General features: G+C 45.2%; 16 protein-coding genes. All 16 read right to left on the bottom strand.

The genetic code is table 11. The features are described from left to right. Positions 1-22: 22 nt before the first annotated feature. Positions 23-1,210 (bottom strand): multidrug effflux MFS transporter, encoded by a 1,188-nt coding sequence (locus tag MMOL_RS05065; RefSeq protein WP_041928540.1) that lies wholly within the window; start codon positions 1,208-1,210, stop codon positions 23-25. 138 nt (positions 1,211-1,348) lie between these two features. Continuing rightward, positions 1,349-2,584 carry a pyrroloquinoline quinone biosynthesis protein PqqE gene (gene pqqE / locus MMOL_RS05060; protein WP_015831941.1) on the bottom strand — a complete coding sequence of 412 codons (1,236 nt, stop codon included), beginning with the start codon at positions 2,582-2,584 and terminating at the stop codon, positions 1,349-1,351. A 20-nt stretch (positions 2,585-2,604) separates the two neighbouring features. Continuing rightward, the gene (pqqD, locus tag MMOL_RS05055; RefSeq protein WP_015831940.1) at positions 2,605-2,889 is read right to left on the bottom strand and encodes a pyrroloquinoline quinone biosynthesis peptide chaperone PqqD; all 285 of its coding nucleotides are present in this window, start codon (positions 2,887-2,889) and stop codon (positions 2,605-2,607) included. Between the two features lie 7 nt (positions 2,890-2,896). Continuing rightward, positions 2,897-3,661 (bottom strand): pyrroloquinoline-quinone synthase PqqC, encoded by a 765-nt coding sequence (gene pqqC, locus MMOL_RS05050; RefSeq protein ID WP_015831939.1) that lies wholly within the window; start codon positions 3,659-3,661, stop codon positions 2,897-2,899. 122 nt (positions 3,662-3,783) lie between these two features. Continuing rightward, positions 3,784-4,701: a pyrroloquinoline quinone biosynthesis protein PqqB gene (gene pqqB, locus MMOL_RS05045; RefSeq protein WP_015831938.1), complete on the bottom strand. Its 918-nt coding sequence runs from the start codon at positions 4,699-4,701 to the stop codon at positions 3,784-3,786. A gap of 165 nt (positions 4,702-4,866) precedes the next feature. After that, complete coding sequence (pqqA, locus tag MMOL_RS12090; RefSeq protein WP_012777389.1) at positions 4,867-4,938, bottom strand: pyrroloquinoline quinone precursor peptide PqqA; 72 nt, start codon at positions 4,936-4,938, stop codon at positions 4,867-4,869. A 177-nt stretch (positions 4,939-5,115) separates the two neighbouring features. Then, the gene (hisC, locus tag MMOL_RS05040) at positions 5,116-6,210 is read right to left on the bottom strand and encodes a histidinol-phosphate transaminase (protein ID WP_015831937.1); all 1,095 of its coding nucleotides are present in this window, start codon (positions 6,208-6,210) and stop codon (positions 5,116-5,118) included. A gap of 238 nt (positions 6,211-6,448) precedes the next feature. Further along, the gene (gene pheA, locus MMOL_RS05035) at positions 6,449-7,546 is read right to left on the bottom strand and encodes a prephenate dehydratase (protein ID WP_015831936.1); all 1,098 of its coding nucleotides are present in this window, start codon (positions 7,544-7,546) and stop codon (positions 6,449-6,451) included. A gap of 2 nt (positions 7,547-7,548) precedes the next feature. After that, complete coding sequence (serC, locus tag MMOL_RS05030; protein ID WP_015831935.1) at positions 7,549-8,625, bottom strand: 3-phosphoserine/phosphohydroxythreonine transaminase; 1,077 nt, start codon at positions 8,623-8,625, stop codon at positions 7,549-7,551. Positions 8,626-8,715: 90 nt separating this feature from the next. Further along, complete coding sequence (gene gyrA, locus MMOL_RS05025) at positions 8,716-11,304, bottom strand: DNA gyrase subunit A (protein WP_015831934.1); 2,589 nt, start codon at positions 11,302-11,304, stop codon at positions 8,716-8,718. 421 nt (positions 11,305-11,725) lie between these two features. Further along, positions 11,726-12,499, bottom strand: a complete 774-nt coding sequence (locus tag MMOL_RS05020; protein WP_015831933.1) for an oxygen-binding di-iron domain-containing protein — start codon at positions 12,497-12,499, stop codon at positions 11,726-11,728. 154 nt (positions 12,500-12,653) lie between these two features. Continuing rightward, positions 12,654-13,844 carry an O-succinylhomoserine sulfhydrylase gene (locus tag MMOL_RS05015; protein ID WP_015831932.1) on the bottom strand — a complete coding sequence of 397 codons (1,191 nt, stop codon included), beginning with the start codon at positions 13,842-13,844 and terminating at the stop codon, positions 12,654-12,656. A gap of 281 nt (positions 13,845-14,125) precedes the next feature. Continuing rightward, positions 14,126-15,661 carry an amidophosphoribosyltransferase gene (gene purF / locus MMOL_RS05010; RefSeq protein ID WP_015831931.1) on the bottom strand — a complete coding sequence of 512 codons (1,536 nt, stop codon included), beginning with the start codon at positions 15,659-15,661 and terminating at the stop codon, positions 14,126-14,128. A 29-nt stretch (positions 15,662-15,690) separates the two neighbouring features. Then, complete coding sequence (locus tag MMOL_RS05005; RefSeq protein WP_015831930.1) at positions 15,691-16,182, bottom strand: CvpA family protein; 492 nt, start codon at positions 16,180-16,182, stop codon at positions 15,691-15,693. A gap of 75 nt (positions 16,183-16,257) precedes the next feature. Beyond that, a complete protein-coding gene (locus tag MMOL_RS05000; protein ID WP_015831929.1) occupies positions 16,258-17,049 on the bottom strand; it encodes an SPOR domain-containing protein in 792 nt (263 codons plus the stop codon). Next, positions 17,049-18,425, bottom strand: coding sequence for a bifunctional tetrahydrofolate synthase/dihydrofolate synthase (folC, locus tag MMOL_RS04995; protein WP_015831928.1), 1,377 nt, complete (start codon positions 18,423-18,425; stop codon positions 17,049-17,051). The genes MMOL_RS05000 and folC overlap by 1 nt, the downstream gene beginning before the upstream one ends. Positions 18,426-18,435: the final 10 nt, after the last annotated feature.

Below are 18,435 nucleotides of genomic sequence, written 5' to 3'. Positions count from 1 at the left end.
GTGTTCACTTTGTACTACTTATTTACTTTGCAGTCCATAATTTACTTCTGTATATCATCAGCCAGCTGAGCACTAGGTAAGCCATCATGCCAAACGCAAGCCCAGATGGTGCGTACCAAACAATAGGCACGATCAAACCGGCAGATACCGTAGATAACAGCATCTGTATAAAGGCCTGGCCAGATGCGGCAGTGCCGCGGATTTTAGGGTGACGCTCCAAGGCAGCTAAAGAAAGTATAGGCATAGCCAAAGCCATGCCTATGTTAAAGAGTGCTACAGGTGCAATATTGTAGATAACCTGCGTAGGTAAGTATAAGCAAACACCAATATTGAGTGCGGCCATTACCGTCATCCAAATATAGGCAACTTTAAGTACTTTGCCTTGCGCGTATTTGCCAGCTGCGCGCTTTGCCAAGTATGAGCCGATCACCATGCCACAGACGGTAGGCACAAACATATAGGCAAACTGGTGCTCAGATAAGCCCAAATGCTTCACCAAAAATACTGGGCTTGCTAATACGTAAAGAAAGAAGCCCGCAAAATTTGCTCCAACGGCAAACACCACGTAATTAAACTCTTTATCGCTGAAAATCGCTCGATAATCCTTAACCACTTGCTTGGCGGATAGCGGCAAACGCTTTTCTAGCGGCATGGTTTCAGGTAGATACTTAACGGCCGCCCACAAACTTACCGCCGCATACAAGGCCAAAAACACAAAGATAGCCTGCCAATGAATGCCAAGCAGCAAGCCACCTATGATCGGGGCAACTGCTGGAGCAATCCCAAACAGCATTTGTACCGTGGCCATTACACGCTGCGCCTGTGGCCCCTCAAACAGATCTCGCACCATAGCCCTAGCCACCACGTTGCCAGCACCGCCAGACAGGCCTTGTAGCGCACGGAAGAACCATAGCATTTCTACATTGGGTGCAAAGGCACAACCAATGGAGGCGATAACAAAAATGCCTAACCCCCACTTAATGGTCGTGATACGCCCTATTGAATCTGAAATTGCGCCGTGCCATAGCGTCATCAGCGCATATGGCAGTAAATAAAAGGTCAGGCTTTGCTGCAACGCTAATGAAGTGCCATGCAGTTCACGCTCTAGGACTGGAAACGCAGGTAGGTAGGTATCAATTGCAAATGGGGCAAGCGCCGCGAGACCGGCCAGTACGAACGACAGTAACAATGGAGATGACTGATGCTTCAAGGTAGAACTTTCAATAAAATATAGTAACTGGCAATAAAAAACGCGCTACTGTTTGATTACAGTAGCGCGTTTAGATTAAATCACAATAACGCGATTAACGCACCTGCGAGATGCAAGGGCTTAAGTCCCTAAAGCGTATTATGGCAAGGCATGTAACTCACCTACGCGGTCTTTAAGCTCACCAGCAATAATGCGCTTAGAGTTTTTATCATTTCTAAACACAATAGGCTGCGCTGCAATGGCAGGGTTTCTTGCATCTAAAATCGCCTGCTCGATCAAATGGTGGTGCGGTGACTTGCTGCACACTGGGTCAGCAGCTTCCGCATCGCCGGTGAGCAAGAATGTCTGGCAACGGCAGCCGCCTAGATCATTTTCTTTTTCGTCGCAGCTACGGCATGGCTCTTTCATCCAGCTGTCACCACGGTATTTGTTAAACGCTGGTGAATCTTTCCAGCTCCAGCCCAAATCGGTATCTTTAACGTTGGGAAACTTCATATTCGGCAATACGCGCGCTGAATGGCAAGGTAGTACATCACCATTGGCAGTCACAATCATAAACACCTCGCCCCAGCCATTCATACATTTTTTAGGGCGATCTGAGAAGTAATCTGGCACCACAAAGAAAATCTTCATCTTGCTGCCAGATTTTTCCCTGAACTCATTGGTGATACGCTCGGCCTCTTCTACCTGCTCTCTAGTAGGCATTAATTGGCTACGATTCACCAAAGACCAGCCATAATATTGCGTATTAGCCAGTTCAATGTATTCTGCGCCCAGCGCATCAGCCATCTCTAAAATTTCTTTCATATGGCCAATGTTATAGCGATGAATCACCACGTTCAGCACCATTGGATAGCCATGACCTTTAATCATGGCTGCCACTTTTTTCTTCAGCTCAAACGTTTTAGTATTGGTAATAAAGTTATTAATTTCTTCAGTAATATCATGCATAGATAACTGAATGTGATCCAAACCACCCTCTTTAAAAGCCTGGATGCGCTTTTCAGTCAACCCTACACCAGAAGTAATTAAATTACTGTAATAACCAAGTTTTCTGGCCTCAACAACGATCTCTTCAATATCATCGCGTAGCAACGGCTCGCCACCGGATATCCCCAACTGTATCGCGCCTAATTTGCGCGCGTCTCGCAAGGCCTGTATCCATTGCTCTGTAGTGAGCTCATTTTGCGTATGTTTGTCGTAATCAGTAGGGTTATAGCAAAATGCACAATGCAAAGGGCAGCGATACGTCACCTCTGCTAACAGCCATAGCGGCTGCGTTTGCGTAACGCTGGCTGCAACCCCATTATTTTGAGCATGAGTGGCATGGATGGTCTTTTGTACCACTGACTCACCTAAAGACGCTTGTGTCATTTTGCTACTCCTAAATTAATTTAAGCTTTGCGTATCCAAGCTTTGCTTAACGCTAGCTCAAACATACCAATAATATCTTTTTCGATGTTTTCAGCATCCGGAAATGTGGCTTCTAAATCTGCCACCACATCGCCTACAGTTGCCTTACCATTTAGACGTTTAATCACTTCACCAGCACCGCCGTGTAGTTTGACCATGCCTTCAGGGAAAAGTATCACATAGCTATTTTGTGCCTCTTCCCACTGAAAACGGTGGTGCATGGCAAGTGTGTAAATATCGCTGTCTTGTATCTTGTTATCCATCATTTGCTTTCTAGCTTACGTTCATCACCGGTTGGCGCAGATAATCACGGCCCTCAACCTTAATGTCTGCTGATTGCAGCATAATCGCATCAGCCATCACCCACAACACATCCAGTTTGAATTGCAGTATTTCCAAGGCACGCATTTGCATTTCACGGCTTTGGCTGAAGTAATCTAGCGTCACTTGCAAGCCTTGCTCAACGTCGCGACGCGCTTGCGTCAATCTATTCTTAAAGTACTGCATACCTTCTGCGTTAATCCACGGGTACATTGAAGGCCATGAATCTATGCGCTGCTGATGAATATGTGGAGCAAATAACTCTGTCAGACTAGAACAAACTGACTCCTGCCATGAGCGTTGTTTTGCAAAGTTAATATAGGCGTCTACAGCAAACTTAGTACCAGGCGCCACTAGTTTTAATGAGGTAACATCTTCACGGCTTAAACCCACTGCTGCACCTAGATGAATCCACGCTTCAATGCCGCCTTCGCCACCCTCTGCAATTGCGCCGCTACCGTCATGGTCAAAAATACGTTGAATCCAGCCACGACGTATTTCACGATCTGGACAGTTAGATAAAATAGCTGCGTCTTTCATTGGAATCGCAATTTGATAATAATAGCGATTTGCTACCCATGCCTGCATTTGCTGTTGTGTCAGTTTGCCTTCATACATCAACACGTGGATTGGGTGATAGATATGATAGCCTTTACCTTTCTCACGTAGCTTAGCTTCGAACTCTTCTCTAGACCAGGGTGCCAATTTTTCAGCCATTTTATTCTCCAAATATTTTAAAGTGATCAAACCAACAAAGACGCTTCTATTTAAGTTCTGATTACCAAGGGTTGCGTAAGCGCATACCCTTGTGCATAAAAGCGTCTAAGCACTTTGCATTCTTACAAAATAATATCCATGCCATCATAGGCCACTTCAATCTTGTGTTCATTCAACACAGCGCGCTCGGCTGAATCTTCACGTAAAATCGGATTGGTGTTGTTGATATGAATCAACACTTTTCTTACATCACCAAATTTATCTAACTCTTCAATCATGCCGCCTTTACCAAACTGAGGATTGTGACCGATACTGCGCGCAGTCTTAGTCATCAAGCCTAGATCCAGCATCTCGGTATCGGTCCAGAACGTACCATCCACCATAATGCAGTCTGCCTGATTCATTAGCTCTGGCAGGTGTGGCTCGATCTCACCCAGACCTGGCGAGTACCAGCATTTTTTGCCTGAGCTGATCTCTTCGATCAGCACACCAATCGTGTCGCCAGGATGTGGGTCATTGCGATGAGGTGAATAAGGAGGCGCCGCACTCTTTAGTGCAACGGCTGTGAATTTCAAGTTAGGCACATTCGGGATGGTGAAGCTGGTTTTACCATCAATCGGAACATTGTGATGATTAACGCCGCAGTAGTGGCCGAGGATGTTTAAAATCTGATTACCTGAGGTTAAATCACCGTACACCATATCAGTACAGTAAATTTCGCGTTTTACTTTGCCTTCACGCAACATAAACAGGCCGGTTGTATGGTCAATTTGCGCATCAATCAGCACAATCGCCTGAATACCGGTATCTCTTACTGCGCGACCTGGCTGTAACGGTGCAAAGTCTTGAATCTGTTGCAACACATCTGGAGAAGCATTAAACAGAACCCAGTTCACACCATCACCGCTGACGCAAATGGATGACTGTGTACGCTTGGTTGCTTTGATTGTGCCTTTACGTAAACCATCACAGTTAAAACAATTACAATTCCACTGTGGAAAACCACCCCCAGCACCAGCCCCTAATACGTGTATATGCATGAATCTCTACATTTCTATTTAAATTAAAATTTTTATCATTAAAAAATGTGTTGTTAAAACATCACGATTCTTTTGTAAAAAAATGACATAAGCTTAATAAAACGCATTCTTTTACAAAAAAAGGCTGTCTCTCGGCAGCCTTTTTTAATATTACGTGAACAATAATTACTTGTTCATTACGTACATTGTTACTTCAAAGCCAAAACGCATTTCAGTAGCTGCTGGTGTTGTCCACATAATAATATCCTTTTAAAATTTAGTTAATTCGCTACGCGTATCTCGCTGTAACGTGAGAAGCATTCTGCGCCCTAATTAATATAGATAACACTGCAAACTTACCCAATATCTACTAAGTAAATTCATGATGCAGAGGCGCGTACTGGCTTAAGTCTTTAATATTGCTGATCCCAATATTTAGGACTTCAATATTTTAGTCAACACCTCTAAAAACTTCGCGTTCTCTGAGAACAGTCCTATACTCACTCGCAGGTACTCAGGCATTTCATAATTAGCCACAGGCCTAACAATCACGCCGTTCTGTAACAACTTTTGATTAATCGCTGCAGCATCCCATACTTTAACGCTAATGAAGTTGGCAAAAGATGGAATATAAGTCAGACCCAGCTGCTCAAAGCCCTGCTTCAGTTGCGCCATACCAGCCTGGTTCAAGGCATAACTGCGCTCAACGAAGTCATCATCCGCTAATGAAGCCACGGCTGCAGCTTGCGCCACACTATTCACATTAAAAGGCTGGCGTACACGATTCATCATATCTGCCACTTGGGTGTGGCACAAACCAAACCCTATGCGCAAACCAGCCAAACCATACGCTTTGGAGAAAGTGCGTGAAATAACCAAGTTTTCAAACTCTTTCAGCCAGGCTATGGCTTCAGACTTATGTTCAGCAGACAAGTATTCATCATAGGCTTCATCCAGCACCACCAGTACATGCTGTGGCACTTGTTGCAAGAATGCATACAAAGCATCTTTCGTTAACAAGGTACCGGTTGGATTATTGGGGTTAGCGATAAAAATCAAACTTGTTTTATCAGTTACAGCGGCCAGCATGGCAGATAAATCATGGCCAAAATCTTTTGCAGGTACCACTACCCCCTTAGCGCCCATGGCTTGGGTCACTAATGGGTACACCGCAAAAGCATGTTGCGAGTAAATAACTTCGCTATCGCTAGTTAAATATGCACGCGCCACCAACTCTAAAATATCATTAGAGCCATTGCCAAACACTATCTGCTCAGGAGCAACGCTAAATTTATGACTAACGGCTTCACGTAAGGCAAAGCTATTGCCATCCGGATATCTAGCAATACCCAAAATTGCTTCCTGAATCGCATAATCCGCTTTAGGGCTGATGCCTAGGGGGTTTTCATTGGAAGCCAGTTTCACAATATCTTCAACGTTTAGATTCATTTCACGCGCAAGCTCGGTAATTGGCTTACCACCTTGATATGGTGCGATTTTCTGGATATGTTGAGGTGCTTGTATGCTCATGATGTGATTTAGATAGATTAAGTTAAGGTTTAGATTGGATATAGAAAGTTAAAGCAAAGAAGACAAGAAAAGATCATTCACGAACTGCCAAGTTAACAAGTGCAGAGAATGACCTGCAACTTGTTGTTTAATGATTAACAGCAAGTCAATATCTGCATGCTAAATACATCATCATGCAGGTATTTTTGCATTAAACTCCGCAATATCACGCGATTTAATGCCATTAAGCCAAGCAGAGCTAAACCACTGCCTGCGGGTAAGAGCCTAATAACTTAAGATAAGAGGCCTTGGCCGTGACTTCTTCTAGCGCTGAAGCGACATTGGCATCTTGCACATGCCCTTCGATATCCACATAGAATACATACTCCCACATGCCGCCTTTAGCTGGTCTGGACTCCAGTTTGGTCATGCTGACATTATGCTTAGCCAATGGCTCTAATAGTCCTAAAATCGCCCCTGGCTGATTTTTGGTCGCGGTGACAAAAGAGGTTTTATCCTCACCAGATGGCGCTACATCATGCGCAGACAATACTAAAAATCGTGTAGTGTTTTTAGGGTCATCTTCAATATTTTCGGCAAGAATATTTAAATTGAACAGTTCAGCCGCTCGTTTGCTCGCAATCGCTGCCGCAAAAGTACCATCTGCCGCAATCAAATCATGAATCATCTGTGCTGCACGTGCATTGCTGGTGACCGGCTCACGCTCGGCTCTTGGCAGCATTTTATTTAGCCACTCATGGCACTGCGCTAAAGACTGCGAATGCGAAAACACATGCGATATTTGCTGTAGATCAGTCTGCTTTGACAGTAAACAGTGATGAATAGGAATAGTAACTTCACCGCAAATTTTAAGTGGGCTACTTAACAACAAATCTAAGGTTAAACCAACCGCACCTTCGTTTGAGTTTTCTACCGGCACCACGCCATAATCAGCCTGGCCAGACTCTACGGTACGGAACACCTCATCAATAGAGCCGCAAACAACCGCATGCTTACCTTCACCAAACTGCTTGAGTGCAGCCTCTTCACTGTAAGTACCAAGTGGACCTAAAAAAGCGACAGTAAGCTCTTTTTCTAGCGCACGGCAATTCGACATGATGCTACGAAAAATGTTGGTGACAGATTCAGCTGGTAGCGGCCCATCGTTCAGCTCCATTAGGCGTCTTAAAACCTGTGCCTCGCGTTCAGGACGGTAAATCACACCATCATCTTTAAGCTCACCAATATGGCGCGCGTGATTTGCACGCGCGTTGGCAAGTTTCAGTATCTGTTCATCAATTGCATCAATTTGATCACGATGTTGCTTTAGCAGGCTGGATAATTGTTCTTTAGACATATTTAGTGCGCTTTTTCAAATTCCTGCATATAGCTTACCAATGCCTGCACACCCTCAATTGGCATTGCATTATAAATTGAGGCGCGCATACCGCCCACCATCCGGTGCCCTTTTAGCTGTAGCAAACCTTTCGCCTCTGCACCCTTCAAGAAGGCATCATTTAATGATTCATCCGCCAAGAAAAATGGAATATTCATGCGTGAGCGATTATGCAGTGCGATGTTATTGATATAAAAATCAGTGCTATCAATGTAGTCATAAAGCAAATTAGCTTTTTGAATATTCACCTGCTCAATTGCGCTTACACCGCCCTGCTCTAACAACCACTCAAACACTAAACCTGCAATGTAAATGCCATAGGTTGGTGGTGTGTTAATCATCGATTGATTTTCAGACTGAGTTTTCCAGTTAAACACGGCTGGTGTTAACGGTGATGCGCGGTCTAATAAATCTTCACGCACAATCACAATACACAGTCCGGCCGGGCCTATGTTTTTTTGTGCGCCACCGTAAATCACACCATACTTGCTCACATCAATCGGGCGTGACAGGATATGTGATGACATATCTGCCACAATCGGTACATCACCGGCATCTGGTAGGCCATCAAACTCTACGCCATTGATGGTTTCATTGGTACAGATATGTAAATAAGCTGCGTCTTTATTGAGCTTCCAAGTTGAAAACGCAGGCACATGAGTGAAGCCGTCAGCTTCGCTACTAGCGACCACATTGATTTTGCCATAGGCATTAGCGTCTTCCACACTGCGTTTGGACCATGAGCCGGTCACCACGTAATCTGCCGCACCACCGTTTAACAGGTTCATCGGGATGATTGCATTTTCTGCAATGGCACCACCCTGTAAAAACAGCACTTTATAATTGTTCGGCACATCCAGCAGCTTGCGTAAATCCGCCTCAGTTTTAGCCAAAATACTGGTAAATTCTTTACCACGGTGTGACATTTCCATCACACTCATGCCTGAACCATGCCAATCAAGCATTTCGGCTTGAGCACGCTCTAAAACCGGCTTGGGTAATACTGCAGGACCTGCAGAAAAGTTATAAATTGTAGTCATCAATTAAGTTCTAAATCAAAAAATATTATTGAAAATTAAGTAATTAATTTAATTAGCTAAGTTAGGTACACACTAGCCAATTCCCAAGCGCTATTCGATTTCACCACCAACTTCGTTATCAGCTTCGGTTTCACCATCTTCTTCGTCATCGGTTTCTACAATTTTTTCGATGCCTGAGAGTTTTTCACCCTCACCTAGATTAATCAGGGTAACACCTTGCGTTGCGCGGCCTAGCTCACGAATCTCGCTGACACGTGTGCGAATCAATACGCCACCTGTGGTAATCAGCATAATTTCATCTTCATCGCTCACCAACTTGGCTGCCACCACCAGACCGTTACGCTCGCTAACTGCAATCGCTTTTACACCTTGGGTACCACGGCCTGAACGACGGAAATCTGCCAGTACGGTACGTTTACCATAGCCGTTTTCAGTTGCCACCATTACCGTTTGCTGATCATTAGATGCAATCAGTAGCGATAGAACTTGCTGGTCTTCGGCAAGCTTCATGCCACGTACGCCACGAGTTGCGCGGCCCATTTGGCGTACTTCATCTTCATCAAACCATACGGCTTTACCGCCGTTAGAAACCAGCACCACATCATTACTGCCGTTAGTGATTTCAGCGCCGATCAGGTAATCGCCTTCATCCAGGTTAATCGCAATAATGCCGGATCTACGTGGGTTAGCAAATTCGGTCAAAGCTGTTTTCTTCACAGTACCTAGTGATGTTGCCATGAAAATAAAGTGATTTTCATCAAAGCTCTTCACAGACAGAATCGCGTTGATTTTTTCGTTTTCTTCCAGCGGGAATAAGTTAACAATAGGCTTACCACGGCTAGTACGGCTGCCTTGTGGTACCTCATACACTTTAAGCCAGTAAACTCGACCACGGTTTGAGAAGCATAAAATGTAATCGTGCGTGTTCGCTACGAACATTTTATCGATAAAGTCATCTTCTTTTGTTGCAGCAGCCTGCTTACCACGTCCACCGCGTTTTTGTGCACGATACTCATCTAAAGGCTGAGATTTAATGTAACCAGTGTGTGACAAGGTCACCACGACATCTTGTGGTGCGATTAAATCCTCTAGAGATAAATCTTGCGCATTTTCAACGATTTCACTGCGGCGCTTATCACCAAACTGCCTTCTGATCTCAGTCAACTCATCTGTAATAATCGCAGTCACGCGGGCAGCTGTTGCTAGAATATCCAGCAAGTCTGCAATCACATCCATGACTTCTTTGTATTCGTTAACGATTTTATCTTGTTCTAGACCAGTCAAGCGTTGCAGACGCATTTGCAGAATTTCCTGCGCTTGTACATCGCTTAATTTGTAGCCGTTAGGCGTCAAGCCAAAATTCACAGCCAAGCCTTCTGGGCGTGCAGCTTCCATCGCAGCACGTTTCAACATCTCTTCCACTACTGGTGACTGCCAAGATTTAGCCATCAAGTCTTTTTTGGCTTCTGGTGGTGTTGGCGCAGCTTTAATGATGGCAATCATTTCGTCTACGTTAGCCAATGCAACAGCTAGACCTTCCAGCACATGGCCGCGCTCGCGTGCTTTACGCAACTCGAACACAGTTCTACGTGTCACAACCTCACGACGGTGGCGTAAAAACGCTTCTAACATCTGCTTCAGGTTCAGCAAGCGCGGCTGACCATCCAGCAAGGCCACCATATTCATACCAAACGTGTCTTGCAGCTGAGTCTGTTTATACAGATTATTCAACACAACATCTGGAATCTCGCCACGTTTCAGCTCAATCACCACGCGCATGCCTGATTTATCAGACTCGTCACGCAAATCAGAAATGCCTTCGATTTTTTTCTCGTTTACAAGCTCCGCGATTTTCTCAATCAGCGTTTTCTTGTTCACTTGGTATGGCAGTTCATCAATGATGATGGATTGACGACCGCCTTTATCCATATCTTCAAAGTGGGTGCGACCACGCATCACCACACGGCCACGACCTGTGCGATAGCCCTCTTTAACACCCACAGTGCCGTAAATAATGCCCGCAGTTGGGAAGTCCGGCGCAGGTACCAGCTCAATTAACTCCTCGACTGTTGTCTCCGGATTTTTAAGCAGTGAAAAACAGGCATCTAATACTTCGTTCAGATTGTGTGGCGGAATGTTGGTGGCCATACCTACCGCAATACCCGAACTGCCGTTAATCAGCAGGTTAGGAATTCGAGCTGGCATGATTAATGGCTCATGCTCAGAACCATCATAGTTAGGGCCAAAATCTACGGTTTCTTTGTCAATATCGGCTAACAGCTCGTGTGCAATTTTAGCCATACGGATTTCCGTATAACGCATCGCTGCCGCGTTATCGCCATCCACTGAACCAAAGTTACCCTGACCATCCACCAGCATGTAGCGCAATGAGAAATCCTGCGCCATACGAACGATGGTGTCATAAACCGCAGTATCGCCATGAGGGTGATACTTACCGATAACATCACCAACGATACGTGCTGATTTTTTGTATGGTTTATTGTAATCGTTAGACAGTTCATGCATCGCATACAGAACGCGTCTATGCACAGGCTTCAAACCATCCCGAACATCAGGTAACGCACGACCAACGATTACGCTCATTGCGTAATCAAGGTAAGAGCGGCGCATTTCATCTTCTAGACTGATGGGGAGGGTTTCTTTAGCGAATTGATCCATATTTTTACTGTCTTATAATGGTTTTTATACGAGGCAAATTTTAGCATGATTAGCGCGCAAAATAACGCTTGTAACCATACTTTTAACATAGTTTTTCAAGCCTGAAAATGAGGGGTAAATATTGTGCAGAGCGAATAAAACGGCAAACACAGAAACATTGTGCCTTGCCTATATAGAACAGCGTAGCAGACCGCCCAAAATACCTGCATGCAGTGCCTTGCTCACCTAATGATGTTTAAGTAACTTTTATAGCCGTCACCACTTGCTAACGGGTAAAACTTACGAGCAACTGAAGCATGCACAACAGTAAGATATTTACTGCCAATCTAAACGCTAGGACATACAGCTTATGTGATAAATTTCATATCATAAATGACGATATAGCCTGCTGCGCAAAGCAATGCACGCCTTGAGGCACGTTCTAAGGCACACAATAGTTCTCTTGCGTCATCAAATCTATCCCGCACTGTAGATTATCAACCCAATCAATAAACTGATTGACCATGGCCTTGCCCACAAAGGAGCGGCCATGTTGCGGCACTATAGACTCGATCTCCAAATTACGCACCATGGCAGCCCACAGGCGACAAGCTTTGTTGGATGTCATATAGCGGCGGTGAAACGGCAACATAGTAGGTAAATGTGCATCAAAATCAGTAACCGGTTCAACGGCAAGGTCATGGTGTACCAGTGACGCGCCTAAATCGCCAGAAAACAGAATCTTGCTGGTCACATCGTAAAACTGAAAATTGCCTTCGGAGTGAAGAAAGTGTGCAGGTATCGCCTTGATGGTGGCGCTACCCAAGGTGATATTCACCCCGCGATCAGGAATGCCGATAATGCGGTTTTTGGTATTACCCACACTGCAAAAGTGCGGCAAAAAGCGCTCCCAAATTGCGGGCGCAAGCACCTTACATTCAGTGCCGACCAGCCATTTATTGATGGATGCAACGATATCCGGATCCTGATGCGAGGCTAAAATATAATCCAGCTTGCGAAAGTGAAAATATTTACCCATCCCCATGACCAGCGCGCTATAGGTCATATTACCGCCGGGGTCAATCAGCGCGCCATGACCGTCATTAACAATCAAAAACTGGTTGGATTGCACTGCTTCATCCGATGAATCAGTGTCTGACAGGTCACTGAATTTCACACAGATGTGCTTACCGTTATTAAATAATTCTGATGCCACGTTTTGCTAACCTTTTAACGACAAATCAAAACTGCGCATCACTTAATCACAGCACAATGCGCAGAATGCTAATTAAAAAAAAGACAACCCTAAGGTTGTCTTTTTAACTCAATTAAACATTGCTGCTCATGACGTACATCAAACTGGCCAGCATTTAGCGCGTTAATAGCGCCAAATCTGCTTTTAAATCCTCAATATGCTCAAGCCCCACTGCGATACGCACCAAACCATCACTAATGCCAGCAGCTGCACGTGCCTCTGCGGTTACACGGCTATGTGTGGTGGTTGCCGGATGCGTAATGGTACTTTTCGCATCACCCAAGTTCGCAGTAATGGAGATTAATTGGGTAGAATCAATTAAAGCCCATGCGGACTCTTGTGCCGTTTTACCTGCACTTGACTTCACTTCAAAGGTCACAATCCCAGCGCCACTCAACTGCTGACTCATGGCGAGCGCATGCTGTGGGTGAGACTTCAGCCCTGGGTAATGCACACGGCTCACCTGCGGCTGCGATTCCAACCAGGTTGCTAATGCCAAAGCATTTCTAGCATGCGCCTCCATGCGCACATGCAATGTCTCTAAGCCCTTTAAAAACACCCAGGCATTAAACGCACTCATGGTCACACCTGCCGTACGCAAGAAAGCGTATACCGGCTCCATCAAGACCTTAGAGCCCAACACCGCACCACCCAAGCACCTACCCTGCCCATCGATATATTTAGTGGCTGAGTGAATCACGATATCAGCACCCAATGCTAATGGGCGCTGTATCGCTGGCGTGCAAAAGCAATTATCTACCACTAGATGTGCGCCAGCCTGATGCGCTATATCAGCCAACAAACGTATATCGCATACTTCAGTTAACGGGTTAGAAGGTGTTTCCACAAAAAACAGCTTGGTTTTGGCCGTAGCTGCTGCTTGCCACTCGCTCGCATCTGTGAGCGACACGAAGGTAACATCCAGACCCCACCGTTTCAGGATATTGCCAAACAACTGCACACTAGTACCAAAAATGCTGCGTGAAGCCACAATGTGATCGCCTGCAGAGCATAAGCCCATGACGCACGCCAGAATGGCAGACATACCGCTAGAAGTTGCCACGCACTGCTCTGCGCCCTCTAAGGCCGCCAACTTGTTCTGAAACATAGTGACGGTAGGGTTGGTGAAGCGTGAATAGATATTGCCGGGTTCTGTACCACCAAATCGAGCAGCTGCTTGCGCTGCACTTTCAAACCTAAAGCTAGAGTTCAAGAACATCGCTTCGGAGTTCTCTCCATATGGCGTTGATTCGCTACCGGCACGCACACTAAGTGTTTCTGGGTGAAATTGTAAATTATTATTCATCATTACCTCTAAATTCTTGATTACAGCTACTTTTAGTCAACGCCATTTTTTTGCGCCATAAAAAAACCCGCTTAAGCATTGCGCTAAAACGGGTTCTTTGTGTACTCGCTTTAGCTGTGTTTATAACGCGCCCGCAAGCTGAGTGTGGCCTTGATTAATGTTGGCAAACTCAAATCAGCGCAATTTCATGTTAGCCCTAAGTTCAAACCCAGTCAAGCGTTAAACCTGAGCAAACATGCATTCCAAGTAACCTAGCCTAGTACCCCAGACTAGGCAACACTTCAGTCTACCTCAAGCGCATGCGCGTTGATTAAATTCAAATCTAATTGCGTGCTTGAATTTGCCGGTTTAGCATTTTTCTGGCCATCACCACGTGCAGATTCGATTTTTGATAAATACGCTTCACTGATATCGCCAGTCACATATTTACCATCAAAACATGAGCAATCAAACGCTTTGATTTTTGGATTGCTTAACTTGATATCCTCAACTAGCGCATCAAGATCTTGATAGATAAGCGCATCCGCACCAATTTCTTTACAGATTTCTTCATCGGTGCGACCTGTAGCTAATAACTCATCACGGCTAGGCATATCAATGCCGTATACGTTAGGGAAACGTACCGGAGGCGCGGCTGAAGCAAAGTACACTTTGGTTGCACCAGCGTCACGTGCCATCTGCACAATTTGTTGTGAGGTGGTACCGCGTACGATAGAGTCATCTACCAGCAAAACATTTTTGCCTTTAAACTCAATACCAATCGGGTTTAGTTTTTGGCGTACTGATTTTTTACGTAGCGCCTGACCCGGCATAATAAAGGTGCGGCCAATGTAACGGTTTTTGATAAAGCCTTCACGGTAATCCAAACCCAAGGCTAAACCAACTTGCAGCGCGCTAGGACGGCTAGTATCAGGAATTGGAATGACCACATCAATCTTCTTATCAGCCCATTCACGCTTGATTTTCTCTGCTAGGCTTTTGCCCATATCCAAACGGGTTTGATACACAGACACGCCATCAATCACTGAATCTGGACGAGCTAGGTACACATACTCAAAAATACATGGGTTTAATTTTGCTTCATCAGAACATTGGCGTGAGTAGAAGTTACCTTCCAAATCAATAAATACTGCTTCACCTGGCTCTACATCGCGCAAAAATTCGAAACCTAATACATCCAAAGCCACGCTTTCAGAAGCCACCATGTACTCGGTGCCTTTATCTGTTTCGCTCTTACCGATTACTAACGGACGAATACCGTTCGGATCGCGGAACGCAAGCAAACCAAAATTAGCGATCATCGCCACCACGGCATATGCACCTTTACAGCGCTTGTGCACGCCAGCTACCGCATCGAATGCCATATCAGTGTTCAACACTGCGTTACGTGATGTTTTTTCAATTTCATGCGCCAGCACGTTAAGCAATACTTCCGAGTCTGAACTAGTATTGATATGGCGTAAATCCTGACGGAACATCTCGGATTTTAATTGCTCTGAATTGGTCAAGTTACCGTTATGACCCAGCACGATACCAAATGGAGAGTTCACATAAAACGGCTGCGCTTCAGCCGCATTTGATGAGCCAGCGGTTGGGTAGCGCACATGTGCAATACCGGCATTACCAACTAGGCTACGCATATGGCGGGTTTGAAACACATCTTTTACCAACCCGTTATTTTTATGCATAAAGAAGGTATTACCATCACAGGTCACAATCCCAGCAGCATCCTGTCCTCTATGCTGAAGCACTAGTAAACCATCGTACAACAACTGATTAACTGGGTTCTTACCTACAATCCCTATAATTCCACACATGTGTCGAGCCTTCTATATAAATGATAATTCTAGTCGTATTTAACGTGCTTCGCGATGCCCTCAGGCACCCAAGGCAACAAGTTAACTACTAATGCTTCTATCGGTGCGCTAAACATTGCATTGCGCCACCTAGGGTCTTTAGGAATATCCGTCAACCCTGCCAAAAAGACAATAACGCACACGATAAGCAAGCCGCGGGCCACGCCAAACAAAGCCCCTAAAAATCGATTCAACCAGCCTAAGCCAGCCTTTTTAAAAATTGCAGATAACGCGATACCAAGCAATGTCGCCAGCAATATGGTTGCTAAAAACAGTACCAAGAAAGCCGCAAGCACACGCAACGCGTCATTCGGAATATCCATCGGCATCATCGGCAACAATTGATTGGTATAAGTAACGCCGACGTAAAACGCTGCAACCAAGCCAACAATCGCAATCACTTCTCTCACCATGCCGCGCATGACGCTTAATATTACTGATAAACCTATTATACTTAATACAATGTAGTCAAAAATCGTCATTTCAAGTCTCTACCAGCGCTATCAAAACACATTGCACCTACTAGTGAATAATATATTGAACAATGTTGGACCAATTTAATCATTACTGATCACAATACCGGGCAAGCCAATCTCTTTTATCTTCGCTAACGCGTTCATCGCGTCCTGACGAGATGTAAACTTACCTGCTTTAAGGCGTAGCGCCTCACCTTTAGGCGTAGTGGTTTTTTCAGTCGTGGTTGCAAAACCGGCTTGTTTAAGCTGATCCTGTAAGCGTTTTACATTTGCAGCATCAGAATACACGCCAACCTGCACCGTAAAATTAGAAGCTGACTTAGCTGCCGATTTTTCCTCGGCGGCTTTAGATGGGGTCGTAGTGACTTCAGGTGTAGCTTTTTCGACTGGCTTCACAACCTTTGCCGGCTCAGATTTCTTGATTTCAGGCTTAGGCACAACAACTGGCTCGACTTTCACTTCTGCAGCTTTAGCTTCTGCTACTTTAATTTCAGCCGCCTTGGCCTCTGCTGCTTTTGCTAAGACTTTTTTGCGCTCCAGCTCTTTCGCTTCTGCTTCTTTAATCGCGGCGATATTTTCCACATTAGGGGTATCTATCAGCTCAGCTTCCGCGTCATTTTGCGTAGAAGCTACCGCCTGGTCGATCACAGGCTGACTAGCTACTGATGACTCATTTTGCAATGAAGTTTGCTCATGCGTCACCTCAGGCATCGTAATCTTGATAGGCTCAGGCTTAGTCAACGCAGAACGATCTTGCAAGATCTGCGGCAATATAATAATCATCAACAGTACAAGTGCGATTGCACCCACTAAGCGCCTGCGCGCTCTTTTTTTGAGTATTAATGCTTGATCCACTTGCAAATCTACGGACATCACTGCTTCCTTAAGGGGGTGTTGACATGTTCATTTAAATATTGCATCACGCTAGAAACCGTGAAAAACGAACCGAACGCGACGATTTTATCATTTTCGTGCTGTTCTATACAGCTTTCTCTATCCAGATAAGCCTGAGTATAAGCATCTGCCAAACTAGCAAAAGTTTTCACCGACGCATCGGGGATTACTTCATGAATTGCCGTAACCAAGGCTTTAACACTGGTACCCCTAGCATGCTCAATCGGAGCCACATACCAAGTATCAACTTCACCCTTCAATATCTCAACCACGCCTTTGATATCTTTATCTGCCAGCATTGAGAATACCGAAAGAATACGTACGGGCTCACCGCTCTTATTGCTAGTTAAAGATTTGAGTGATTTTAGATTCTCGGCCAAAGCCACTGCGGCATGCGGATTATGGGCAACATCAAAAATCAACCATGGGAAGCGTTCATCCGTATAAAATCTGCCCATCAGCTTAATCTCTTGCATCGCCTTTACAATAGACTCAAGCGCGACTGGCAATACTGATTGCAATGCGGTGACAGCAGTGATTGCACATGCTGCATTTGTGAGTTGATATTGACCTTTTAAGGCCGGAATAGGCAAATGGTAGACGCGCTGCTGGTTGTTTAAATAGTACCAGCCAGCATCGGCTAACTCATAGCCAAATTCATGCTGCACACATTTTAAATCAGCTTTCACTTCTTTAGCGTAGGCAATTAACGTACTGGGTGGATTAATATCCCCACAAATGGCTGGGATTGATGCACGATACACACCGGCTTTTTCATAGCCGATCAGTTCACGCGTATCGCCTAACAGGTCTTGGTGATCTAAATCTACGTTGGTCACAATAGTACAATCCGGCTCAAAGGCATTGACCGCATCCAGCCTGCCGCCCAACCCGATTTCCAGCACCGCAACATCTACTCCGGTCTGTACAAAATGCCATACAGCTGCCAGGGTCCCTATTTCAAAATAAGTAAGTGATATTGCAAAACTTTGGTTTGCAGTACCCAGCCTTGCCGCTTCTACTGCTGCGAATGCGGCGCATAAAGATGCATCGCTAGCCTCTTGGCCGTTGACCTGAACACGCTCGTTATAACGCAAAATGTGCGGTGATGTGTAGCAACCCACTCGATAACCCGCATGCTGATAAATCTGAGACAGCATGGTACAAGTTGAGCCCTTACCATTCGTGCCGGCTACGGTAATAATCTTGAATGTTGGCTTGAGCGCCAATCTATCAGCAACCGTTTTAATACGACCCAAGCCCATTTCGATGGCACTCGGGTGTAATTGCTCAATGTATGTTAACCAAGCTGATAAATCTTTGGGTGGCGCCTCCAGTGAAAAGCCATTAGACATGCAACAAGCC

The sequence above is a fragment of the Methylotenera mobilis JLW8 genome (assembly GCF_000023705.1).
In the GTDB taxonomy this organism is placed as follows: domain Bacteria; phylum Pseudomonadota; class Gammaproteobacteria; order Burkholderiales; family Methylophilaceae; genus Methylotenera; species Methylotenera mobilis.
Note: the sequence above shows the minus strand (reverse complement) of the source record. Positions and strands in the feature narration are given on the sequence as shown.